Source organism: Lelliottia sp. RD5 (assembly GCF_056032945.1).
Map to the genome: position 1 here is coordinate 41,824 of NZ_JBVYHQ010000004.1, position 19,288 is coordinate 61,111.

The 19,288-nt window shown below is 50.5% G+C and carries 18 protein-coding genes and 1 pseudogene; 17 read left to right on the forward strand and 2 right to left on the reverse strand.

Translation table 11 applies throughout. The annotated features are described in order from the left end of the window. Positions 1 to 12 precede the first annotated feature (12 nt). The 15 genes and pseudogenes from AC0LWE_RS14350 to AC0LWE_RS14420 all read left to right on the forward strand — a co-directional run bounded on the left by AC0LWE_RS14350 (position 13) and on the right by AC0LWE_RS14420 (position 13,411). Positions 13 to 858 (forward strand): hypothetical protein, encoded by an 846-nt coding sequence (locus AC0LWE_RS14350; RefSeq protein ID WP_474265711.1) that lies wholly within the window; start codon positions 13 to 15, stop codon positions 856 to 858. An 18-nt stretch (positions 859 to 876) separates the two neighbouring features. Continuing rightward, complete coding sequence (locus tag AC0LWE_RS14355; RefSeq protein WP_449576852.1) at positions 877 to 1,881, forward strand: P2 family phage major capsid protein; 1,005 nt, start codon at positions 877 to 879, stop codon at positions 1,879 to 1,881. Between the two features lie 90 nt (positions 1,882 to 1,971). Further along, positions 1,972 to 2,562, forward strand: a complete 591-nt coding sequence (locus AC0LWE_RS14360; protein WP_449576851.1) for a host cell division inhibitor Icd-like protein — start codon at positions 1,972 to 1,974, stop codon at positions 2,560 to 2,562. Further along, entirely contained in the window at positions 2,559 to 2,798 is a 240-nt protein-coding gene (locus AC0LWE_RS14365; protein WP_449576850.1) for a hypothetical protein, read from the forward strand. Before AC0LWE_RS14360 ends, AC0LWE_RS14365 begins: the two co-directional genes overlap by 4 nt. Continuing rightward, positions 2,788 to 3,198 (forward strand): hypothetical protein, encoded by a 411-nt coding sequence (locus tag AC0LWE_RS14370; RefSeq protein WP_474265714.1) that lies wholly within the window; start codon positions 2,788 to 2,790, stop codon positions 3,196 to 3,198. The genes AC0LWE_RS14365 and AC0LWE_RS14370 overlap by 11 nt, the downstream gene beginning before the upstream one ends. Continuing rightward, positions 3,195 to 5,882 (forward strand): DUF927 domain-containing protein, encoded by a 2,688-nt coding sequence (locus AC0LWE_RS14375; RefSeq protein WP_474265716.1) that lies wholly within the window; start codon positions 3,195 to 3,197, stop codon positions 5,880 to 5,882. Before AC0LWE_RS14370 ends, AC0LWE_RS14375 begins: the two co-directional genes overlap by 4 nt. A 276-nt stretch (positions 5,883 to 6,158) precedes the next feature. Beyond that, positions 6,159 to 6,431, forward strand: coding sequence for an Ogr/Delta-like zinc finger protein (locus AC0LWE_RS14380; protein ID WP_421532772.1), 273 nt, complete (start codon positions 6,159 to 6,161; stop codon positions 6,429 to 6,431). A gap of 566 nt (positions 6,432 to 6,997) precedes the next feature. After that, positions 6,998 to 7,846: a ParA family protein gene (locus AC0LWE_RS14385; protein ID WP_474265718.1), complete on the forward strand. Its 849-nt coding sequence runs from the start codon at positions 6,998 to 7,000 to the stop codon at positions 7,844 to 7,846. Then, positions 7,843 to 8,361, forward strand: coding sequence for a hypothetical protein (locus AC0LWE_RS14390; RefSeq protein ID WP_474265721.1), 519 nt, complete (start codon positions 7,843 to 7,845; stop codon positions 8,359 to 8,361). The genes AC0LWE_RS14385 and AC0LWE_RS14390 overlap by 4 nt, the downstream gene beginning before the upstream one ends. 319 nt (positions 8,362 to 8,680) lie before the next feature. Further along, a pseudogene (locus AC0LWE_RS14395) lies at positions 8,681 to 8,815 on the forward strand (Arm DNA-binding domain-containing protein); the annotation flags it as partial. 120 nt (positions 8,816 to 8,935) lie between these two features. Then, positions 8,936 to 9,430, forward strand: a complete 495-nt coding sequence (locus tag AC0LWE_RS14400; RefSeq protein ID WP_219346976.1) for a hypothetical protein — start codon at positions 8,936 to 8,938, stop codon at positions 9,428 to 9,430. A 163-nt stretch (positions 9,431 to 9,593) separates the two neighbouring features. Continuing rightward, positions 9,594 to 10,346 carry an alpha/beta fold hydrolase gene (locus AC0LWE_RS14405; protein WP_174342459.1) on the forward strand — a complete coding sequence of 251 codons (753 nt, stop codon included), beginning with the start codon at positions 9,594 to 9,596 and terminating at the stop codon, positions 10,344 to 10,346. Between the two features lie 372 nt (positions 10,347 to 10,718). Continuing rightward, complete coding sequence (locus tag AC0LWE_RS14410; protein WP_202667316.1) at positions 10,719 to 12,272, forward strand: peptide MFS transporter; 1,554 nt, start codon at positions 10,719 to 10,721, stop codon at positions 12,270 to 12,272. Positions 12,273 to 12,407: 135 nt separating this feature from the next. After that, a complete protein-coding gene (locus AC0LWE_RS14415) occupies positions 12,408 to 13,019 on the forward strand; it encodes a class I SAM-dependent DNA methyltransferase (protein ID WP_202667315.1) in 612 nt (203 codons plus the stop codon). 95 nt (positions 13,020 to 13,114) lie between these two features. After that, on the forward strand, positions 13,115 to 13,411 hold the full coding sequence (locus AC0LWE_RS14420; protein ID WP_202667314.1) for a hypothetical protein: 297 nt from the start codon (positions 13,115 to 13,117) through the stop codon (positions 13,409 to 13,411). A 34-nt stretch (positions 13,412 to 13,445) separates the two neighbouring features. Here the strand turns inward: AC0LWE_RS14420 and AC0LWE_RS14425 are convergent, their stop codons facing one another. Continuing rightward, positions 13,446 to 15,230, reverse strand: coding sequence for a diguanylate cyclase (locus tag AC0LWE_RS14425; protein ID WP_202667313.1), 1,785 nt, complete (start codon positions 15,228 to 15,230; stop codon positions 13,446 to 13,448). Between the two features lie 120 nt (positions 15,231 to 15,350). Further along, complete coding sequence (locus tag AC0LWE_RS14430; RefSeq protein ID WP_219346975.1) at positions 15,351 to 16,460, reverse strand: AI-2E family transporter; 1,110 nt, start codon at positions 16,458 to 16,460, stop codon at positions 15,351 to 15,353. Positions 16,461 to 16,877: 417 nt separating this feature from the next. Here AC0LWE_RS14430 and mmuP point away from each other — a divergent pair, with 417 nt between their 5' ends. Both mmuP and mmuM read left to right on the forward strand, forming a co-directional pair. Further along, on the forward strand, positions 16,878 to 18,278 hold the full coding sequence (gene mmuP, locus AC0LWE_RS14435; RefSeq protein WP_219347717.1) for an S-methylmethionine permease: 1,401 nt from the start codon (positions 16,878 to 16,880) through the stop codon (positions 18,276 to 18,278). Beyond that, a complete protein-coding gene (mmuM, locus tag AC0LWE_RS14440) occupies positions 18,265 to 19,200 on the forward strand; it encodes a homocysteine S-methyltransferase (protein WP_202667311.1) in 936 nt (311 codons plus the stop codon). The genes mmuP and mmuM overlap by 14 nt, the downstream gene beginning before the upstream one ends. The last annotated feature ends 88 nt before the right edge of the window (positions 19,201 to 19,288 follow it).

A 19,288-nucleotide genomic window follows, 5' to 3' on the forward strand; every position in this document is an offset into this window, starting at 1 on the left:
TCGAGGATTAGTATGACTTCATTTTACCCTTCACTTAAAAACGAAAACGTTTCTATATTAGATAATTATAAGATCAGTATCTTCAAAGATGAATATGGTGATTCTGCGTGCATCATAAGAATCATTGAGATTTTCATGTTAAGTAAATTGCGTCATAAAGGAGAAAAATTACGTTCTTTAACAGGGCTAACAATCTCCGATACAGAGGCAGTTGCAGAAGAGATCAATCTCTTGATGAGCCGATTTGAGATGCTATGTCACCGTGAGGAAGAAGAGTTATCCTTCAGACAAAGAGATGTTACTTCTGCCGAGTACGCATTAAAAAATGCAGGAATGAATGTTAACTCCAGAACAGTTTCTGAAATAAAAAACAAAAATGCCGTGAAAGGGGTGCGTGATGCTTATGAACGACAATACCATTCAGCAAATTTGAGGCTGAAAGAGCAGCAATCGCGCGTAAGTATCTTCAGAGGATTCGGAGGTATGTTACTTGGAGAGGCTGAACATATTGGTAAGAACATCAGTAAAAAATATCAGAACTCGTTTTCCAGACAGTTAACTTCTCCAACCGAGTTTATTAATATTTTAAACGATGCGGTTTTAGTTCGGGATGTGAGATTTATCATGGCTGCTCTGTGTGCATTGGATAAAGCAGTTGATCACATTCTTAAGTGCTGCACACTTCCAAATGACCGTTATGAACTGGATAGGGGCGGAGTTAGTCGAACTATGGCTTACCGGGAGTATTATCGTGCTGAGAATGCAATTTTACGCTCCGTAGTAAGCGATCAGGAGTATGCCGAGCATGCTGTAAAATTTAATCAGTTATCCGACTACAAGAAAAAAATCTTTTCTTAAATAATATAAAGGAAAATTATGTACGCATTCAAAGCCGAAAGGCCGGACGCTGCACGCCGTTATCACAGCAAATTCGTATCTGGTTCAAATTATCAGGATGGTTCCAGCAGACGCTTTGCATTGAGCAAGCCGACTGAAAATTTATTGCGAAACTCAATTCTTGAGTCTGGTTGGTTAATTAATAATATTACGTTGCGCGATGTTAATGCTGTTTCAGGTAATGCCATAAATATTGGAGCCAGCGAATTGCATACAGGCCGAGTTCATGGTGGCAGATTCAGTAAGATGTTAGCGGTAAATGGTACTGAGTTTTTTTTATCCGAAACGGACACTTGTGCACGAATTAGCTATTTAGATATGTCACATATTTATAATACAAGTGTTCAGGGCGAATTCGATAAAACGATCTCTACCTTTTTTAGCCAGGCTTATGCGCTGGATATGCTGCGGGTTGGTTTTAATGGTGAGTCGATTGCCGATACGACTGATCCAGAGATGAATAAAAAAGGTGAAGACGTAAACATCGGGTGGCATGCGCTGGCAAAAGACTATCAGGATGGTCAACAGGTTTTAAGCACCCCTATTACCCTCGGAGATACCGGGGAATGGAAGAATCTTGACCTGCTTGCTAACCACCTCATTACAGAGCTGATTGCCGAACCTTATCGTGAAGATCCGCGCCTGGTGGTTCTGGTTGGTGCTGAGCTAGCTGCTAAACAGCGCCTTAAGCTTTTTAACACGGCAGATCGCCCGGCAGATGTAGATGCTGCACAAATGGGAATCAGTTCCGTAGCTGGCCGCTTTGCTTTTGTTCCGCCCTTTATGCCGGGCAAACGTCTTGCGGTAACTACGCTGGATAATTTGCACATTTACACCCAGTCCCGTACTCGCTCGTTTCGGGCTGAGTTTGATGATGAGAAATGTGAATACGTGAATTCTTATCTTCGTAATGAAGGGTATGCGCTGGGCGAACCGGAGCTTTATGCGGCTGTTGATGAGAGTGCAGTGACTTTTTCTGACTGAGACTTTAGAAACAAAAAGACCCGCTAAAAGCGGGTCTTATGCACAGCAACAGGATTATGAAAAACCGAAACTTCGGTCTGAGGTTTAAGAATGCCAGGGTTTATCTATATGTTCAACAAACATAATTCGGTTATAAAATTCTTGCACCATGCTAATTGCTCGGGCTATATTCGCAGCGTTGCCGCAAAATCGGCAACCGGGCGTAGGAACCCGAGTAATCTAACGGCGACACAACACGCGCCAGGCGTGTTTTTTTGTGTCGTAGCTTTGACTCACCTTTATTTAATGGTGTGGCGATTAATCATAACTTGTCTTTTTTTGCGCCACATTGTCAGAATTATGGTAGTCCAGGCGGGGCAGCTTTCGGGCTGGCCGGTATCCGTTAGAGCCGGTATTCCTACCCCCGTTTGGGCTACCACCCATGAGCGTAGGAACTCCGGTGGTAGCGTTACCCGCTATCTAACGGAGACTGCCAACATGGCTACGATCCCTGCTTTTTCTCACCCACAATTTACCTTTGTATTTCTCGCTGTTCGCCGTGCTGATTATGCCGCGCGTCCATTCGCTGTGCGGACTGTTGCAACCTGCGAGCGTGCTGCACGTCTTGAACTCGTTGCTGATTTCGTACTGAGCTTCGCGGCACGTATTCCGATGAACAATTTCGGGAAGGTGAACGCATGAGCCACTTACCGATCGCGAACCTCGGTTGCACCTTGACTGAAGCAGGCGAGAGCCGTCTTTTACGAGCTGCCTTGGCCAGCGAGTTTCTTGCTGACATTCTTTCTATGCCCGCGATGAGCGGATCGAAAACGATTTCTGCTGAAGGTGCCGCAGCTGTCATTGCTTGCATTGCAGAACAGCTTGAAGGAGTGGTGAGAGAAACCAGCACAATGAAAGGAGAAAGCGATGCACGCTAATATCGGGGTTAACTCACCAGAATTTCGGGCGGCATTTCTGCGTTCCTGCATTGCTGATGCCTATATCTCCTTGATGCTGCGGATTAATGGGGAAGCTGTGTATATCGAGGATGGCGAGCGCATCGAACTAACTCCTAATCGTGTGGCTATGAATATTCTTTATCATATTGAAGCGCCCTGGATTAACGAATTTGGCCAGGAAGAAGGTCATCGCCTGGCATGTGACGTTCTGGAGCGAATGCTGTCACCCGGCTACATGGCTGAAAATATTCGCCTTTCCGCATTTGGTGTTTCTGAGCTGCGCGAAGTGTACCGGGATATCGTTTTCGGTGCGCCTGATGGCGAATTACCTCCTGGTTTCAGCATTACCACTGCGGGAGTCGGGGAGGTACTACTATGAAAGTTCAATCTATATCTGCGGTTTCGGGTGCGGCAAACGGGCGCTGGCCACACATCCTTACCGCGTTAGGGATCAATGTTCCTTCCGCTCGACGCCACGGTGCCTGTCCGGCCTGCGGCGGAAAAGATCGCTTCCGTCTTGATGACAAAGAGGGGCGCGGTACATGGTTCTGCAATCAGTGCGGCAATGGTGATGGCCTTGATTTAGTCCGCCTAGTGACTGGGCGCACAGTGAAGGAGGTCGCGGGGATGGTCTCTGAGGTTCTGGCATTGCCTGAAGTACAGGATAAACCCGCTATGCCAGCCAGGAAAAAGGCGGAGGTAAAAGAAGCCGGGGAAGACCGCTATCAGAAACTTAAAAAGCTGTCTCAAAACGGTGAATCAGTCTATCTGACTGCGAAGGGGTTACAGGGTTACGCTTTACCACTTCTTACTGCCACCATCAATCTGGCGGGGATGTCTTTTCCTGCCGGTTCGCTGCTACTGCCTTTAACTGACATCGTCGGGAATGTTACAGGCGGTCAGCTTATTAACTCAGACGGTGATAAAAGTCTGTTACCCGGCAGTCAGCTGTCAGGTGCTTTTATTGCTGTGGCTGATGTTCCGTCTGATGCTCCAGAACAGGTCATTATCACTGAAGGGTATGCCACTGCGTTGACGGTCAGCCTCCTGGCTGACGGTTGGATCGTTGCTGCCATTGCGGCCACAAATTTGGTAAAGGTTGCGGAGCAAATCCGCATTCGATGGCCGGACACCCGGATTATCCTGGCTGGAGATAATGATCTTGTTGACGGGAAAGAGAACACTGGCCGGGTATGGGCTGAAAAAGCGGCGAAAGCCGTAGATGGCTGGGTAACGCTTCCTCCGGTACGTCATAAAGCAGACTGGGATGATTATCGTCAGGAAACCGGGAAGGAAAGGGCGCGTGAAGCCTTCCGGGAGGAAATGACATTGCACGGAAAAGGGCAAACCAGATTGCCACAGGGATTCAGGCTCACTAAAGAATATTTGTGGTACGACAAGCTGGTGAACAAATCCGATGGTGACACTGAGATCCGCAATATCAAGATTTGCAGTCCGCTGCGTGTGACTGCCATCACCAGCGATGCGGACGGCAGCAACTATGGCCGCTTGCTGGAATGGGAGGACACCAACGGCATGAGCCGAAAATGGGCAATGCCGATGGAAATGCTGGGCGGCAGCGGAGAGGAGCTGCGGCGCATACTGCTGGTTAATGGGCTTTCTTATATCAATATCAACGGGATGGCCAGAGCGCACCTGATGGAATACATCTCCCTGTGCAAGCCCGACAGAAAAGTAACCTGTGTAAATAAAACAGGCTGGCATGGCGGCGTTTATGTTCTTCAGGATGAAGTGATCGGCAGAGAGTCACAGTCTGTCATTCTCCAGACGTCCACCGTTCAGGGGCGTGATTTTCGTGTTACTGGCACCACGAAAGAATGGCGGGAAAATATAGGCCGCTATTGCGTCAATAATGCCCGACTGGCCTTTGCCGTAAGCCTGGCATTCGCCGCGCCGCTTTTGAAGCTGGTTGGCATAGGTGGCGGCGGTTATCACCTTAAAGGTGAATCTACAGACGGTAAAACCACGACCATGAAAGTGGCAGCTTCGGTGTGCGGTGGTACGGATTTCTGGCACACATGGCGTGCTACCGGAAACGCGCTGGAAGGAACGGCCAGCCGCCGCAATGATGCCACACTGATGCTTGATGAAATCCGCGAAGTGGACGGCAGAGAGGCGGGAAATATTGCCTACATGCTTGCGAACGGCCAGGGCAAAGCCCGCGCCCGAACTGATGGTTCGGTACGTGAAACAAACCGCTGGAATCTGTTGTTTCTTTCCACGGGGGAGCTGTCACTGGTCGAGCACGCCGCCAATGCAGGAGAGCGAACCTACGCTGGGGTTGAAGTACGCATGATCCAGATCCCAAGTGACTCGGGCAAGCATGGTGTATTTGAAGAGCTGCACGGCTTTAGTGGCGGTAAAGCGCTGGCGGAGCATCTTGAACATGCCGTTATTCATCATCATGGCTCACCCTTCCGCGACTGGCTGCATTGTCTGACAGCTGATCTACCGGAACTGACCAGCCAGGCGAAAGCGCTGCTGAAGGACTACACCCGCAGGTTGACCCCTGCGGATGCAGGAAATCAGGTTGGGCGCGCCGTTACCCGTTTTGCGCTGGTTGCGATGGCAGGAGAACTGGCCACACAAGCTGGGATAACCGGATGGCCTGAAGGTGAGGCGTTCAGGGCTGCTGAGTGTTGTCTGGCCTCATGGATGGCTGATCGTGGGCACACCGCGAACCAGGAGGATAAAACCGCACTGGAGCAGGTTAGGGATTATATGACACGTAACCAGTTCAGCCGCTTTGCTGACTGGCACGACGACAAGAACCGCCCACTGTCGATGATGGGGTTCAGGAAAGTGGACAAGGGCGACAACGTGACAGATTCCACAGTGACCTTCTACGTATTGCCATCTGGCTGGAAAGAAATTTGTAAAGGGTTCGATTCGCGAAAGGTGGCCAGATTGTGTGTTGAGGCGGGCTGGCTGAAAGCCGGGGAGGACGGGAGAACGCAAAACAGCATTCGCCTACCAGAAATAGGGCTTAAGCGTGTGTACCAGTTTAATACGCAAGTACTGGGTAGCGCCGATCCCGAATAGTAATCGCGTGAGTCTTATTTTTATGAGGTAACACTGGTAACAGAGGTAACAGGCAGTAACGACGAGGCTTGCCACTGTTACCAGTCAGAAATAGCCAGAGGTAACAGAGGTAACAAAAATCAGTGTGTTACCACTCGTTACCTCTTTATTTAGCTCACTGGTAACAGATTAAATTCAATTAAATCAACGATGTTACACGTGTTACCAGTGTTACACGTTCAGAACAAGAGGTAGGGATTCAAATCCCTTATTCTGGCTGGCAAAAGAGGAACAGCGATGCGAGTGCTGAAAATTAACTGCCCAGAGTGTATGTCTGCGGCAAAGGTGAGAAAGACAAACCGGAAACACCCTAAATTGTCAGATGTATACTGTTACTGTTCAAATGTTGAGTGTGGGCATACGTTCGTAATGAATATCTGTTTTTCTCACACCATTAGCCCCAGCGCTTTAAACGGCCAGGGAAGGGTTAAAGAGCTGATGGATTCTTTACCACCTGACGAGCGACAAAGAGCTTTAGAACTTTTGCTGGAGGCTAACGAGAGCCGGTAAACGAATCGACGGGAATGGCATTAACGTTCCCGGATTCGATTCATAAAATTTCAATCGCTTAAAGAATAAAAAACATATAATTCAACGCATTATAATTTTATGTTCTCGCCCTTAGTCCTGAAAAGTCTCACCTAAAATTTATTATCCATTTATTATCAATGGGTTATGTTGATTTCGCTAAAATCTGAGTACCTCAAAAATGAAAAAAACTGAAATTCTTTTCATCGTTTTCAGTAGCTGTCTCTCAGTCCATCCCCAGAATTGGTGCGGCTTGGCGCTATCATTTGTAAAAAAACAAACTGAAAAATTTTTATGATCTGAAAACCGCAGGCGGGTGCGGTGTAGTGCCGTTTTTGTCCGCAACAAGATTATTTTTTTGAGCACTTAGGAGAGTCAAAAAAAGTCATTGAGTGTTTGAAATAGAGCTTTTATTAAGATAGGTCAGAGGTCAATAAAACGTGCAAATGTTATTGACAAGAGAAAAGGGAGAAGTGATTATTATTGAAAAATCAACAAAGTCAGACCCAAAATATCATATATTAATTTAATCTTAAGAGGTTTTTTAAATGGCTACAGTTGTTTCTATGATTAACATGAAGGGTGGGGTAGGAAAAACCACACTAACTTTTAATCTTGCTTGGTATTCTGCATGGATACGTAATCTTAAAGTTTTAGTTATTGACTTAGATCCTCAAGCAAATTTAAGTCAGTATTTGATGGGCGCGGAAAAGTATCTTGATTTTTTGAATAAACAAAACAAAACAGTTGTAGATATATTTGAACAATATTCTGCACCCGATAGGCTGACTGGATCGCCTGTTATAATAAATCCAGATGATATGATCCACGAATTTAAAGACTGGCAAGATGAAAGTTGTATTCATTTGGTGGCCTCTCGATTAGAACTTGCATGGACGTTGAAAAATCCTACAGAAAAAGCCAATCTTCTTCCTCAATTCATTGCAAAAATTGCAGATAGATATGATCTAATACTTATTGATTGTGCCCCTACTGAATCAATTCTCACCACAGCAGCCTATTTATCTAGCCGTTATATTTTTGTTCCTGTAAAACCTGAGTTTCTGGCAACAATAGGTCTTCCATTGTTGGCACGGTCAATGAGTGAATTTAAACAGAGAAACGCTCACCAAAGCTTAGATATGGCAGGTATTGTCTTTAATGATTCTAAAAGAACAGGGACTACTGCTGAACATCTGGAGTCGATACGAAATGTTAAAAAGCTAGCTAATGATTTCAACTGGCCAGTTTTAAGTAATCAAGCCTATCATTCAGACTCTTATCCAACGGGGTCTCGAGATGGTAGCCCGATTTTTAGAACTAAAAATGCAAGAGAATATGTGAAAGATGAGTTCCACTTGATTGCAGAAGAGTTCCTGGATGGGATTGGATTATGATAAGTAAGAAAGAAAAAATCGCGCTATTGCATATGCTGGCTATAAAGGAAAGCTTAACTAGCTCAGAGTTTAGCAATGTACTTAGAGAAGTACAAAGGCTATCCTTTGATTCATTCTTTTCGAATAAATTGGGTGCATCTAATGTGTCTATAGCCGTTAAAAGTAGCAGCTCGTCGAATTTAAAACCAAAAAGCTTCGAGTTTATTTTAAAAAACCTTCGAGTACAGGAGCCAGAAAAGTATGAGTTACTTCAGCAGCTAAAATTAAATCTGCGGTCTGGTGCAATTTTCAAAAATTTTAGTGATCTTAAAGATTTGATGGCAAAGCTCGATCAAGTTAGTTTGATTGGTGCTACTAAAGCTGCAACTGTAAACAATTTACTGATATATCTTTCTAAGAAAAAATCTAATGAAATCAGAGATGTGGTTAAAAATCATATGCGTCCTAAGATAACTCACGACGATAAAGGTTTTAATGATTTAGCAAACTATATCATTGATCCCCAAAAAAAATAACTTAAAAACTTACTGCCACTGTATGCTCGAAGTATAGTGGCAGTGAGGGCTTACATGTGAAAAGTACTAGGGGGCACTTATGGGGGCATTTTCTTCTGTTATAATAAAAAACACTAATATAAATAGATAGTTGGAAGTGTTTTTTTGTTCCTATTATCGGCACCATTCTAACGTCTCCCCAAGTCTACTAAAGTTCACTGAAACCCCTCATACTCTGCGACTTGCAGCCCCTTTTAGTATTTCTACGTCTACTAAAGTTCCCTGAAATCTACGGTCGTTTGGGGGTATTTGCTGTTCGGTCTAGAGGAGGTACACCCAAGTGAAACTAAACGCCCGGCAGGTGGACGCCGCCAAACCTAAAGATAAGCCTTACAAGCTGGCTGATGGTGGTGGTTTGTATCTCCTGATTAAACCTAATGGCGGCAAATACTGGCGGCTCAAGTATCGTGTAGCCTAAGGAAAGGCTCCGAGTGACTGTAAGTATCTCTGCAAAAACTCAAAAGCGACGTTGAGAACAACCGCAAGCGCGCCTCTGCGGGTATCGCTGGCGTCGCTGCAATCGCGACCAGCCCAAGTGCTGCAAAGCCAGACCTTAAATGTCGGCGCTGGAGTGGGGAACACCGACGGCGAAAGCGCTGTTGCTGTTCTCTTCGCTGTTCCTGCTTTTAATGCCTCTTCAATTTCTGCCCGTTACCGCATGCAATTAGAAAAATCAGGCTGTACCGAAATGAGTCAGCTTGACGGCTGCGACATCCACAAGACCGCCGAGCAGAATGGCTTTACCAAAAATCAGATTGCAGCGAAGGAACATGACCGTAAGTCAGCGCTCCAGGAGGCGCGCAGGGCGATGAGTGCGAAGCCCATGCCTTCAATGGAGAACACCAACGCATCGGGATTCGCGGCTGATTATGTTTTGGGGGCGCACTGGCAAGACGCGAAGAGTATTTTACTTGATAACTGCTGGCACAACGTGCGCGGTAACGTCTGGAGCTTCCCGGCGGAATGCAAAACGATTCAGTTAACGGTGGTCGATTATATTGTTAGGCGCGTGAGCTTTATCAAATCATGAGTGACCGAACAACGTTTGCGCAACATTTAGGGGTCGCTTTGATTGTATTTACACTGATGGTATATCTTTTAGCTGCGTATACGGTTTTGGCTTTACCTCATTCGCCGGAAAATGACCTCCTCATTTTGAGATCTCAAAATCACAACTTATAAAGGGACACAGTATGCAGAGTGTGTTTTCGGAAACAGCCGGTGCCAACGTTCGTTGGCATGATTTGCCAGGGAAGGGTATTCCTGTTGTGTTTATTCACGGGCTCGGGTGTGCTTCTTCTTATGAATACCCACGCATTGTGGCAGATCCGGCATTTGGCGGGCGACGCGCCATACTGATTGACCTTCCTGGATACGGCTTCAGCGACAAGCCTCATGACTTTGATTACAGCATTGCTCATCAGGCAGGCGTGGTTATCGAGGTGATCAACGCATTGATGCTCCCGCAATGCAACATTTATGGTCACAGCATGGGGGGCAGCATCGCGATTGAAGTCGCGGCACGGTTGCGTGAGCGGGTCGGTAAACTGGTGGTTTCGGAACCTAACTTTCATGCTGGCGGCGGCGAATATAGCCGAATCATCGTAGAGAAACCGGAAGCTGAGTTTGTCTCTCACGATTACGATCGGATACTGGCGAACCACACCTCCCCATGGAAAGGTTCGGCCCAAAATGCTGCGCCTTGGGCAATGTGGCGTGGAGCCAAAAGCCTGATTGAGGGGACTTCACCCTCGTGGATGGAGACCTTTCTTAGCCTGTCCTGTTCACGCGCGCTGATTTTTGGCGAACAATCCTTGCCGGACGATGATTTTCAACATGTTAGCCATAACGACGTTCCTGTAGCCATAGTGCCCCAGGCTGGACACTCAATGTCCTGGGAGAATCCTTCTGCGCTTGCCGAGGCGTTGAACAAGGCTTTTGGATAACCGGTGGCTTCGTGCCTACGGTCTTCGACAAGGTTCGCTCAGGCGAAGACCGTGTTCATGATGACAACCTTTTTATCCTCTTCTCGCTCGCATAAGCACACGAGTGCGAGACATAAATGCCTAATACTCTGCCGCTTTTTTTTGCAGTCGGTGTCAATCAGTTCCTCTTTTCATCAAACAAAAAATCTACAAAACTAGACATCTATCGAGTTTTCACCTTAAAGTTCTAACTTTTGTACTAGACAAAACCAACGTCTGGTTATCATATGGTTAATTAAAATATCGCTACATGTAAAAAATCGCCCAGATAGATGACTGGTCGGCGTGCATGTCAGCGCAGCAAACACACTGACACACCTTTTCAGGAGCATTATGCAATCCTCTGTTAATAAGAACGAAAGCCGAACTTTCTTCGGCCATCCTTATCCGCTCGGCTCGCTCTTCTTTACCGAAATGTGGGAGCGGTTCTCGTTTTACGGCATTCGTCCGTTACTGATCCTGTTCATGGCGGCGACCGTCTATGACGGTGGTATGGGGCTCGCGCGTGAAAACGCATCGGCCATCGTTGGGATCTTTGCCGGCAGTATGTATCTCGCTGCGCTCCCTGGCGGCTGGCTGGCGGATAACTGGCTTGGCCAGCAGCGTGCGGTCTGGTACGGCTCCATTCTGATTGCACTTGGGCATTTGTCGATCGCGCTGTCGGCCTTTATGGGCAACAACCTGTTCTTTATCGGCCTGATGTTCATCGTCCTCGGCTCCGGCTTGTTCAAAACCTGTATCTCGGTCATGGTGGGGACGCTGTATAAAAAAGGCGATGCCCGTCGCGACGGCGGCTTCTCGCTGTTTTATATGGGCATCAACATGGGATCGTTTATCGCCCCGTTGATCTCCGGCTGGCTGATTAAAACGCACGGCTGGCACTGGGGGTTCGGCATCGGTGGTATCGGGATGCTGGTGGCGCTGGTGATTTTCCGCCTGTTTGCCGTGCCATCAATGAAACGCTACGACAGTGAAGTCGGCCTGGATTCCACCTGGAACAATCCGGTGGCGAAGAAAAATGGCGTAGGCGCCTGGCTGCTGGCTCTGGCGGTCGGCGTGGCGATTATTGTGACGCTGATTGCGCAGGGTGTGATTGTGATTAATCCTGTCGCGGTCGCCAGCGTGCTTGTCTACGTGATTGCTGCCTCGGTCGCGCTCTATTTTATCTGGTTGTTCCTCTTTGCCGGCCTGAATCGTAAAGAGCGCGCCAGGCTGCTGGTTTGTTTCATTCTGCTGGTTTCCGCGGCGTTCTTCTGGTCTGCATTTGAGCAAAAACCAACATCATTCAACCTGTTTGCCAATGACTACACCAACCGCATGATCGGTGATTTTGAAATCCCGGCAGTGTGGTTCCAGTCAATCAATGCGCTGTTTATCATTATTCTGGCACCGATCTTTAGCTGGGCATGGCCGATGCTGGCGCGTAACCACGTGCGTCCGAGCAGCATCACCAAGTTTGTGATCGGCATTTTGTGTGCGGCGGCGGGCTTTGGCGTGATGATGCTGGCGGCACAAAATGTGTTGAACAGCGGCGGGGCAGGCGTATCGCCGATGTGGCTGGTGGGCAGCATTCTGATGCTGACACTTGGCGAACTTTGTTTGAGTCCGATTGGTCTGGCGACCATGACGCTGCTGGCGCCGGAAAGAATGCGCGGCCAGATGATGGGGCTGTGGTTCTGCGCCAGCGCGCTGGGCAACCTGGCGGCTGGTTTGATTGGCGGGCACGTCAAAGCCGATCAGCTGGATATGCTGCCAAATCTCTTCGCGCGCTGTTCCATTGCGCTGTTGATTTGTGCCGCAGTACTGTTGGTGCTGATCGTTCCGGTGCGTCGTATGCTGGAAAACGCACAGGTAAAAACGGAAGAGAAACCGGTGAAAACTGCCTGACGGGCAGTGACTGAGCTTTAAACAGACCGGCGCGAAATGCGCCGGTTTTTTTATGGGCGTGATATGTTCAGTAATGATCACCCTGCGGGTGATGAACAAACGCGACACCCTACAACCCAACCGTAAGAGCAGGACATGTCAGAATCCGCCGCTAAACACATTCTTAACCTTTACGACACGCACGCTGATGCCTTTGCGCGCCTGCGTTCCCGCCATTTAATGGAAAAAGCCTGGCTCGATAAATTTATCGATTTGCTTGGGACGCGCGGGACGATTCTGGACATCGGCTGCGGCAATGGTCGGCCCATTGCTGACTATTTCATTCAGCAAAATTATCAAATCACGGGTATCGACGGCGCTTCCGCGATGCTGGCTCGCGCACAGCAGCAGTTTCCAGAACAGCGTTGGTTGAATCTGGATATGCGTCAGCTAGCGCTGAATAAAACCTTTGACGGGCTGATCGCCTGGGACAGTTTTTTCCACCTGACTCCTGAAGATCAGCGCCAGATGTTCCCCGTTTTTGCGCGTCACAGCCATCCTGACAGCGTGCTGATGTTCACCAGCGGCACACATCACGGTATCGCGATGGGGGAATTTGAAGGCGAACCGCTGTATCACGCCAGCCTGTCGCCGGACGAATACCGACAACGGCTGGCGGAAAATGGTTTTGCAGTGATTGACGTGATATTTGAAGATCCCGATTGCGGCGGGCATTCGGTCTGGCTTTGTCAGGCGCTTATCCCGTAATCATTTGTCAGTGCGCTTATTGTCTTACATCATGACTTTTTGCTCTTATTCACTCTACTGTGAAGCTGTATTCCCTCCCTTAGTGAGCAAATTCAATGAAAATAAAATCATTGTTACCGGTGATTTTGGCTGCATGCTGGGTATTTAATATGGGTAGCGTCATGGCCAAGAGTCATTCAGTTTCAGACTCAGAGATTAAAGATAAGGTTATTGCCGAATCCATCGCCTCATATCCCGGCGTGTGTGCTTGCCCATTCAATCGTGCGAGGAATGGTAGTGCCTGTGGCAGGCGCAGCGCATGGAGCAAGGCCGGAGGCTACGCGCCACTCTGCTATAAAAATGAAGTTACGGATGACAGGGTCAAACAGTGGCGGGAGCAAAATAACAGTTAATTAATGTGCTCTTCACTGAATGGCAAATTTAAAATTAACCCGGCTCCAGCATCCCGAAACTCACAATCCGCGAACGGCCCAGCTCTTTCGCACGATACAGCGCGACGTCGGCCGCACGCAGCAGGTTGTCGCTCTGGACGTGCTCCGGGTAGCTGGCGATGCCAATCGACACGTCCACGGGACCGATTTCAGACAGCCCATAGCGCATCGAGAGGGTGTGAACGCCATTAAAAATCTCGGTTGCGCAGGCGTGAGCCGCCTCTTCATCAACGCCCGTCAGCAGCACCAGAAACTCCTCGCCGCCGTAACGGAACGCCACGCCATGGTCGTGAACGGCGCGTTGGACGATGGCCGCGACGTTTTTGATCACCTGATCGCCCGCCTCGTGACCGAACCTGTCGTTAATATTTTTAAAGTGATCAATGTCGATCATCAGGCAGCTCACCGGTTCTGCATTGCGCGTCGCCTGGCTCATTTGGGTACGCAACGTGTCTTCCAGATGGTGACGATTGCGCAGGCCGGTTAACGGATCATAGAGCGCTTTTTCGAGCAGGGCATCGCGCAGACGTTGGTTCGCTAACGCGAGGCCAAGCGCTTCGGCCATCAGTTCCAGATAAGCGCGAGAAGGCGCCGTTTCCGGCGTGATGTTCTGGAAAGAGAGTAAACCAATCGCTTCTCCCTGGGCGATCAACGGTACGCAAAGCGAGTGATTTGCGCAGGTGTCCGGCAGATGGTAGCAGGCGATATCCGGCTCGCCGTTAACCGGAGGATGGCTCTGACCGCGACGTACAGCCCAGCATTCGTCGGGGTGGAACGGGTCCTGTTTTCCCTCGGGCGAAAGCCATTGCGCGACGCAGCGCATCTGCCACGGATCGCGGTCGAAAATATAGAGCCGGCCGGCTATTCCCGGCGCGATATTGGGGGCAAAAAGCTGTGCGACGTTAATCACATCCTCGAAGTTTTCGCAGCCCTGCAAACGCTGCGTCATGCGCGCCAGCAGCTCGCGGATCGCCCAGTCGGCGTCGCGCTCTTTTTCCAGACGCTGTCGCACCAGTCCATTCTCACGAAAAATGCGGATCGCCTGCGCCATGTCACCAATTTCGTCGATCTGGTTAAAGTTGGGCGTTTCAACCGCATAATCCTGGGAGGCCAGGCGATTCACCACGTCGCTCAGACGCACCACCGGTCGCAGCACGCGGCGTTTTAAGATGAAACCCAGCACAAACAGGAACAGCAGGGCAGTCACACCCACCATCACCTCAGATAACGAGCGTAACAGGCGTGACGTGTTGGTCGCTTGCTGGACGGCGTCCTGCGCACGACGATCGAGCATCAGGCGGAAATGGTCGATTTGATCTTGCGCCCGCTCCAGCTCTTGTTCGTAAGGTTTGCCGTAAAGTAGCGCGAGGGCTTGCGACTGTTCACCGCGAGCCACCTGAGCTAACGCGGTTTGCTGTTCATCCTGCAGTTCATCGACAACCCGGAATCCTTCATGCAAAAGCGCCAGTTCATCATCCGTCGCGCCATTGTCTTTCAGTTTTGCCAGACGATGCTCAACGGCCTTCAATGACTGCTCTTTTTGCTGATATTCCGCCAGCAGGTCCGGGTCTTGTTTGATCACGTACAGCCGCGCCAGATCCGAAAGCGACCAGATCTCGACGTCAACCTCTTCAGTGAGCTGGTCAAAAACCTGCCGCTGTTCTACCGCCTGCCGCTCAACATTATCCGCGTTTGACGCCATCAGCATCACCACGCCTGACACGATTGTCAGACACACCGTGGCACCGTAGGCCCAGTTCGTTATGGTCGCAATACGCACCTGTAGGATCCTTCTAGGCCATTTGTGGGATAGCTATTTTGAAATTATAGGAAACGCATGATTTTGCGTGTAAAAAAAGCGGCCATTTGGCCGCCTGGTCTGTTAAATATCGTCACGCTTTCACAAATCTGGAGGGTTTTTGCCTTCTTCGATAAAGGTTTCGTCGATTTCGTCCGAATTGCCGGCATGGTCGCGTCCGGAAAGCAGATTCCAGCAGGCAATAAACAGGGCGGCGATCAGCGGGCCAATCACAAAGCCGTTAATGCCGTAAATTTCCATCCCGCCCAGTGTCGAGATCAGGATCAGATAGTCCGGCATTTTGGTGTCTTTGCCGACCAGCAGCGGGCGCAGGATGTTATCCACCAGCCCCACGATGATGACAAAGAAGCCGACAATGAAGAACCCTTGCCACAGCTGTTGCGTGGCAAACAGGAAGATAGCGGCGGGTACCCAGATAATCGCCGAGCCGACGGCCGGAATTAACGACAGGAACGCCATCAGCGCGCCCCACAAAATACTGCCGTCGATACCGGCGATATAAAAGGCGATACCGCCCAAAATACCCTGCACGAGCGCCACAACCACCGTGCCTTTAACCGTCGCGCGGGAGACGGCGGCAAATTTCGCGAACAGATGCTGCTTAACAAAATCGGACAGCGGCAGGGAATCAAGAATCTGACGCACCAGATATGGCCCGTCTTTGAGCAGGAAAAACAGCAAATAAATCATGATGCCGAAGCTAATCGCAAAGCCGAACGTGCCCTTGCCGATCAAGAAGGCGCTGCCCGCCAGATACTGTCCGCCTTTTAAGGCCGCATCAGAGAGTTTTTGCTGGATTTGCGTGGCATTATCCAAATTGTGATCGACAAGGAAATTCCGTGCCCAGTCCGGCAGGTGTGTAAACAGGCTTGCCACCACTTCCGGGAATTGGGAATCCGTATGCTGGAGCTTGGTGTAAACCACGTTCAGCTCGATGGCGAGCGACGAGAGAATCACGATCAGCGGTGTAAACACGATCAGACAGATAATGCCCAGCGTCAGTAGCGATGCCAGCCCGTTACGTTCCCCCAGTAGACTGCGCACTTTGTTCTTCACCGGATGGAAGATGACGGCCAGTATCGACGCCCAGAAAACGGCCGAAAAGTAGGGGGCCAGTATGTCAAAGAAAGCCAGCGAAACGATGACGAGAATCAGAATGAAGAAACCTTTGGTAAGTCCTTTAAAGCGCATGAGCCAGTCCTGGTAACGTAGAATCACCGTCGACTATAGAACCCTTTGGCGGATTTACCAATTTTGTCGTCAGGATCACACTGTTTGAGTTACCTCCTCCACGCTGTTATCGGACGCCTTGCACGCGTAAATCCCGACGACGCAGGGGCAATCACACCTTTCTGTATGAGACAGCGCAATGGGTTCCCACTTTTGACTGACCGAAAATGCCCTCCGTCCGCGCCATGCTCTCAGTATCGGCTTACGGAGGTGCTTATGGCCTGGCGACCAATTCTCTACGTGATCATGACAAACCAACCCCGACTCAGCGCCCGCCGTGCGCGTCTACGTTTGGTGCGCGGCTAGCTTTTTGTTAACAATCGCGGTATAACAAAACCTTCTTTGGATGTTTAGATGTCCATACGTTTAGAAGGTAATATGCAAACAGAACACGACAATGGGCAGCTAAAGCGCACCATGAAAACGCGTCACCTGATTATGTTGTCGCTGGGTGGCGTGATTGGCACAGGGCTATTCTTTAATACGGGTTACATCATTTCCACGACCGGTGCGGCGGGCACGCTTCTGGCGTATCTGATCGGCGCGCTGGTGGTCTGGCTGGTGATGCAGTGTCTGGGCGAGCTTTCCGTCGCGATGCCGGAAACCGGGGCATTTCATGTTTACGCCACGCGCTATCTGGGGCCAGCAACGGGCTATACCGTCGCGTGGCTTTACTGGCTCACCTGGACCGTAGCGCTCGGCTCAAGCTTTACCGCCGCCGGATTCTGCATGCAGTACTGGTTCCCGCAGGTGCCCGTTTGGGTGTGGTGCGTGGTGTTCTGCGCGGTGATTTTTGCCCTCAATGTCATCTCGACGCGTTTCTTCGCCGAAGGCGAATTCTGGTTCTCGCTGGTGAAAGTCATCACCATCATCGCCTTTATTATCCTGGGCGGAGCAGCGATCTTCGGCTTTATCCCGATGCAGGACGGTTCACCCGCACCGGGCTTATCCAATATCACCGCCGAAGGCTGGTTCCCCCACGGCGGCCTGCCGATTCTGATGACCATGGTGGCGGTGAACTTCGCGTTCTCCGGTACCGAGCTGATTGGTATCGCTGCGGGTGAAACGGAGAATCCGCATAAAGTCATCCCGGTGGCGATCCGCACCACGATTGCGCGCCTGATCCTGTTCTTCATTGGCACCGTTTTTGTACTGGCGGCGCTGATCCCGATGCAGCAGGCCGGCGTGGAGAAAAGCCCGTTCGTGCTGGTGTTCGAGAAAGTCGGCATCCCCTATGCAGCCGACATTTTTAACTTCGTGATCCTGACGGCCATTCTGTCGGCAGCGAACTCAGGGCTGTATGCGTCGGGCCGCATGCTGTGGTCGCTCTCGAATGAGAAAACGCTGCCGCGCTGCTTTGCCCGCGTGAATAAAAACGGCGTTCCGCTGACGGCGATCTCGGTGTCGATGCTGGGCGGCGTATTGGCGCTGTTCTCAAGCGTGATCGCCCCGGATACGGTGTTTGTCGCGCTGTCGGCGATTTCGGGATTTGCGGTGGTGGCGGTATGGATAAGCATCTGCGCCTCGCACTTTATGTTCCGCCGCCGTCACCTCCATGCGGGTAAACCGCTGGCGGATTTACAGTATCGTGCCCCGTGGTATCCGCTGGTGCCGGTATTGGGATTTGTCCTGTGCGTGGTGGCCTGTGTCGGTCTGGCCTTTGATCCGAGCCAGCGCATTGCGCTTTACTGCGGAATTCCGTTTGTCGCCCTGTGTTATGGTGCGTATTACCTCACCCAAAATCTTAAAAAGCAGGAGCCTGAACATGTCGCTGAATAATCCGCTTACCGCCCTCCTTGAGAAACAGCCGTTTATCGTGCTGGACGGCGCAATGGCGACGGAGCTTGAAGCGCGCGGGTGTAACCTGGCTGATAGCTTATGGTCGGCAAAAGTGCTGGTCGAAAACCCGGAGCTGATCCGTGACGTGCACCTGGACTATTTCCGCGCGGGTGCACAGGTGGCAATCACCGCCAGCTATCAGGCCACGCCGGCGGGCTTTGCCGCACGCGGTCTGGATGAGGCGCAGTCGCGTGCGCTAATAGGTAAAAGCGTCGAACTGGCGCGTAAAGCTCGCGAAGCGTATCTGGCTGAAAACGCGCACGCGGGCACGCTGCTGGTCGCCGGTTCCGTCGGGCCTTACGGCGCGTATCTGGCGGACGGGTCTGAGTATCGCGGGGATTACGTGCGCAGTGCACAAGAATTTACCGAATTTCACCGCCCGCGCGTAGAAGCGCTGCTGGATGCGGGAGCTGACTTACTGGCCTGCGAAACGCTGCCGTCTTTTGCCGAGATCAAAGCCCTGGCGGCGTTGCTGAGTGAATATCCCCGTGCTCGGGCGTGGTTCTCGTTTACCCTGCGTGACAGCGAGCACCTCAGCGATGGCACGCCGCTGCGTGACGTTGTTGCCGCCCTGGCGGATTATCCGCACGTTGTCGCGCTGGGCATCAACTGTATCGCGCTGGAAAACACCCCTGCAGCGCTTGCGCATCTGCACAGCCTGACTGCGCTGCCGCTGGTGGTCTATCCCAACTCCGGCGAGCACTATGACGCAGTGAGCAAAACCTGGCACCACCACGGCGAAGCCTGCGAAACGCTGTCGGGGTATCTACCGAAGTGGCTGGCGTCAGGGGCAAAGCTGATTGGCGGATGCTGTCGCACCACGCCGAAAGATATTGCGGAGCTGAACGCGCAGCGCGGATGAGTGCGAGCCTGATGCCCTCACCCTGACCCTCTCCCAATGGGAGAGGGTAGACACTAAATGCGGCAACGGACGTTGCCGTTTTGTTTTT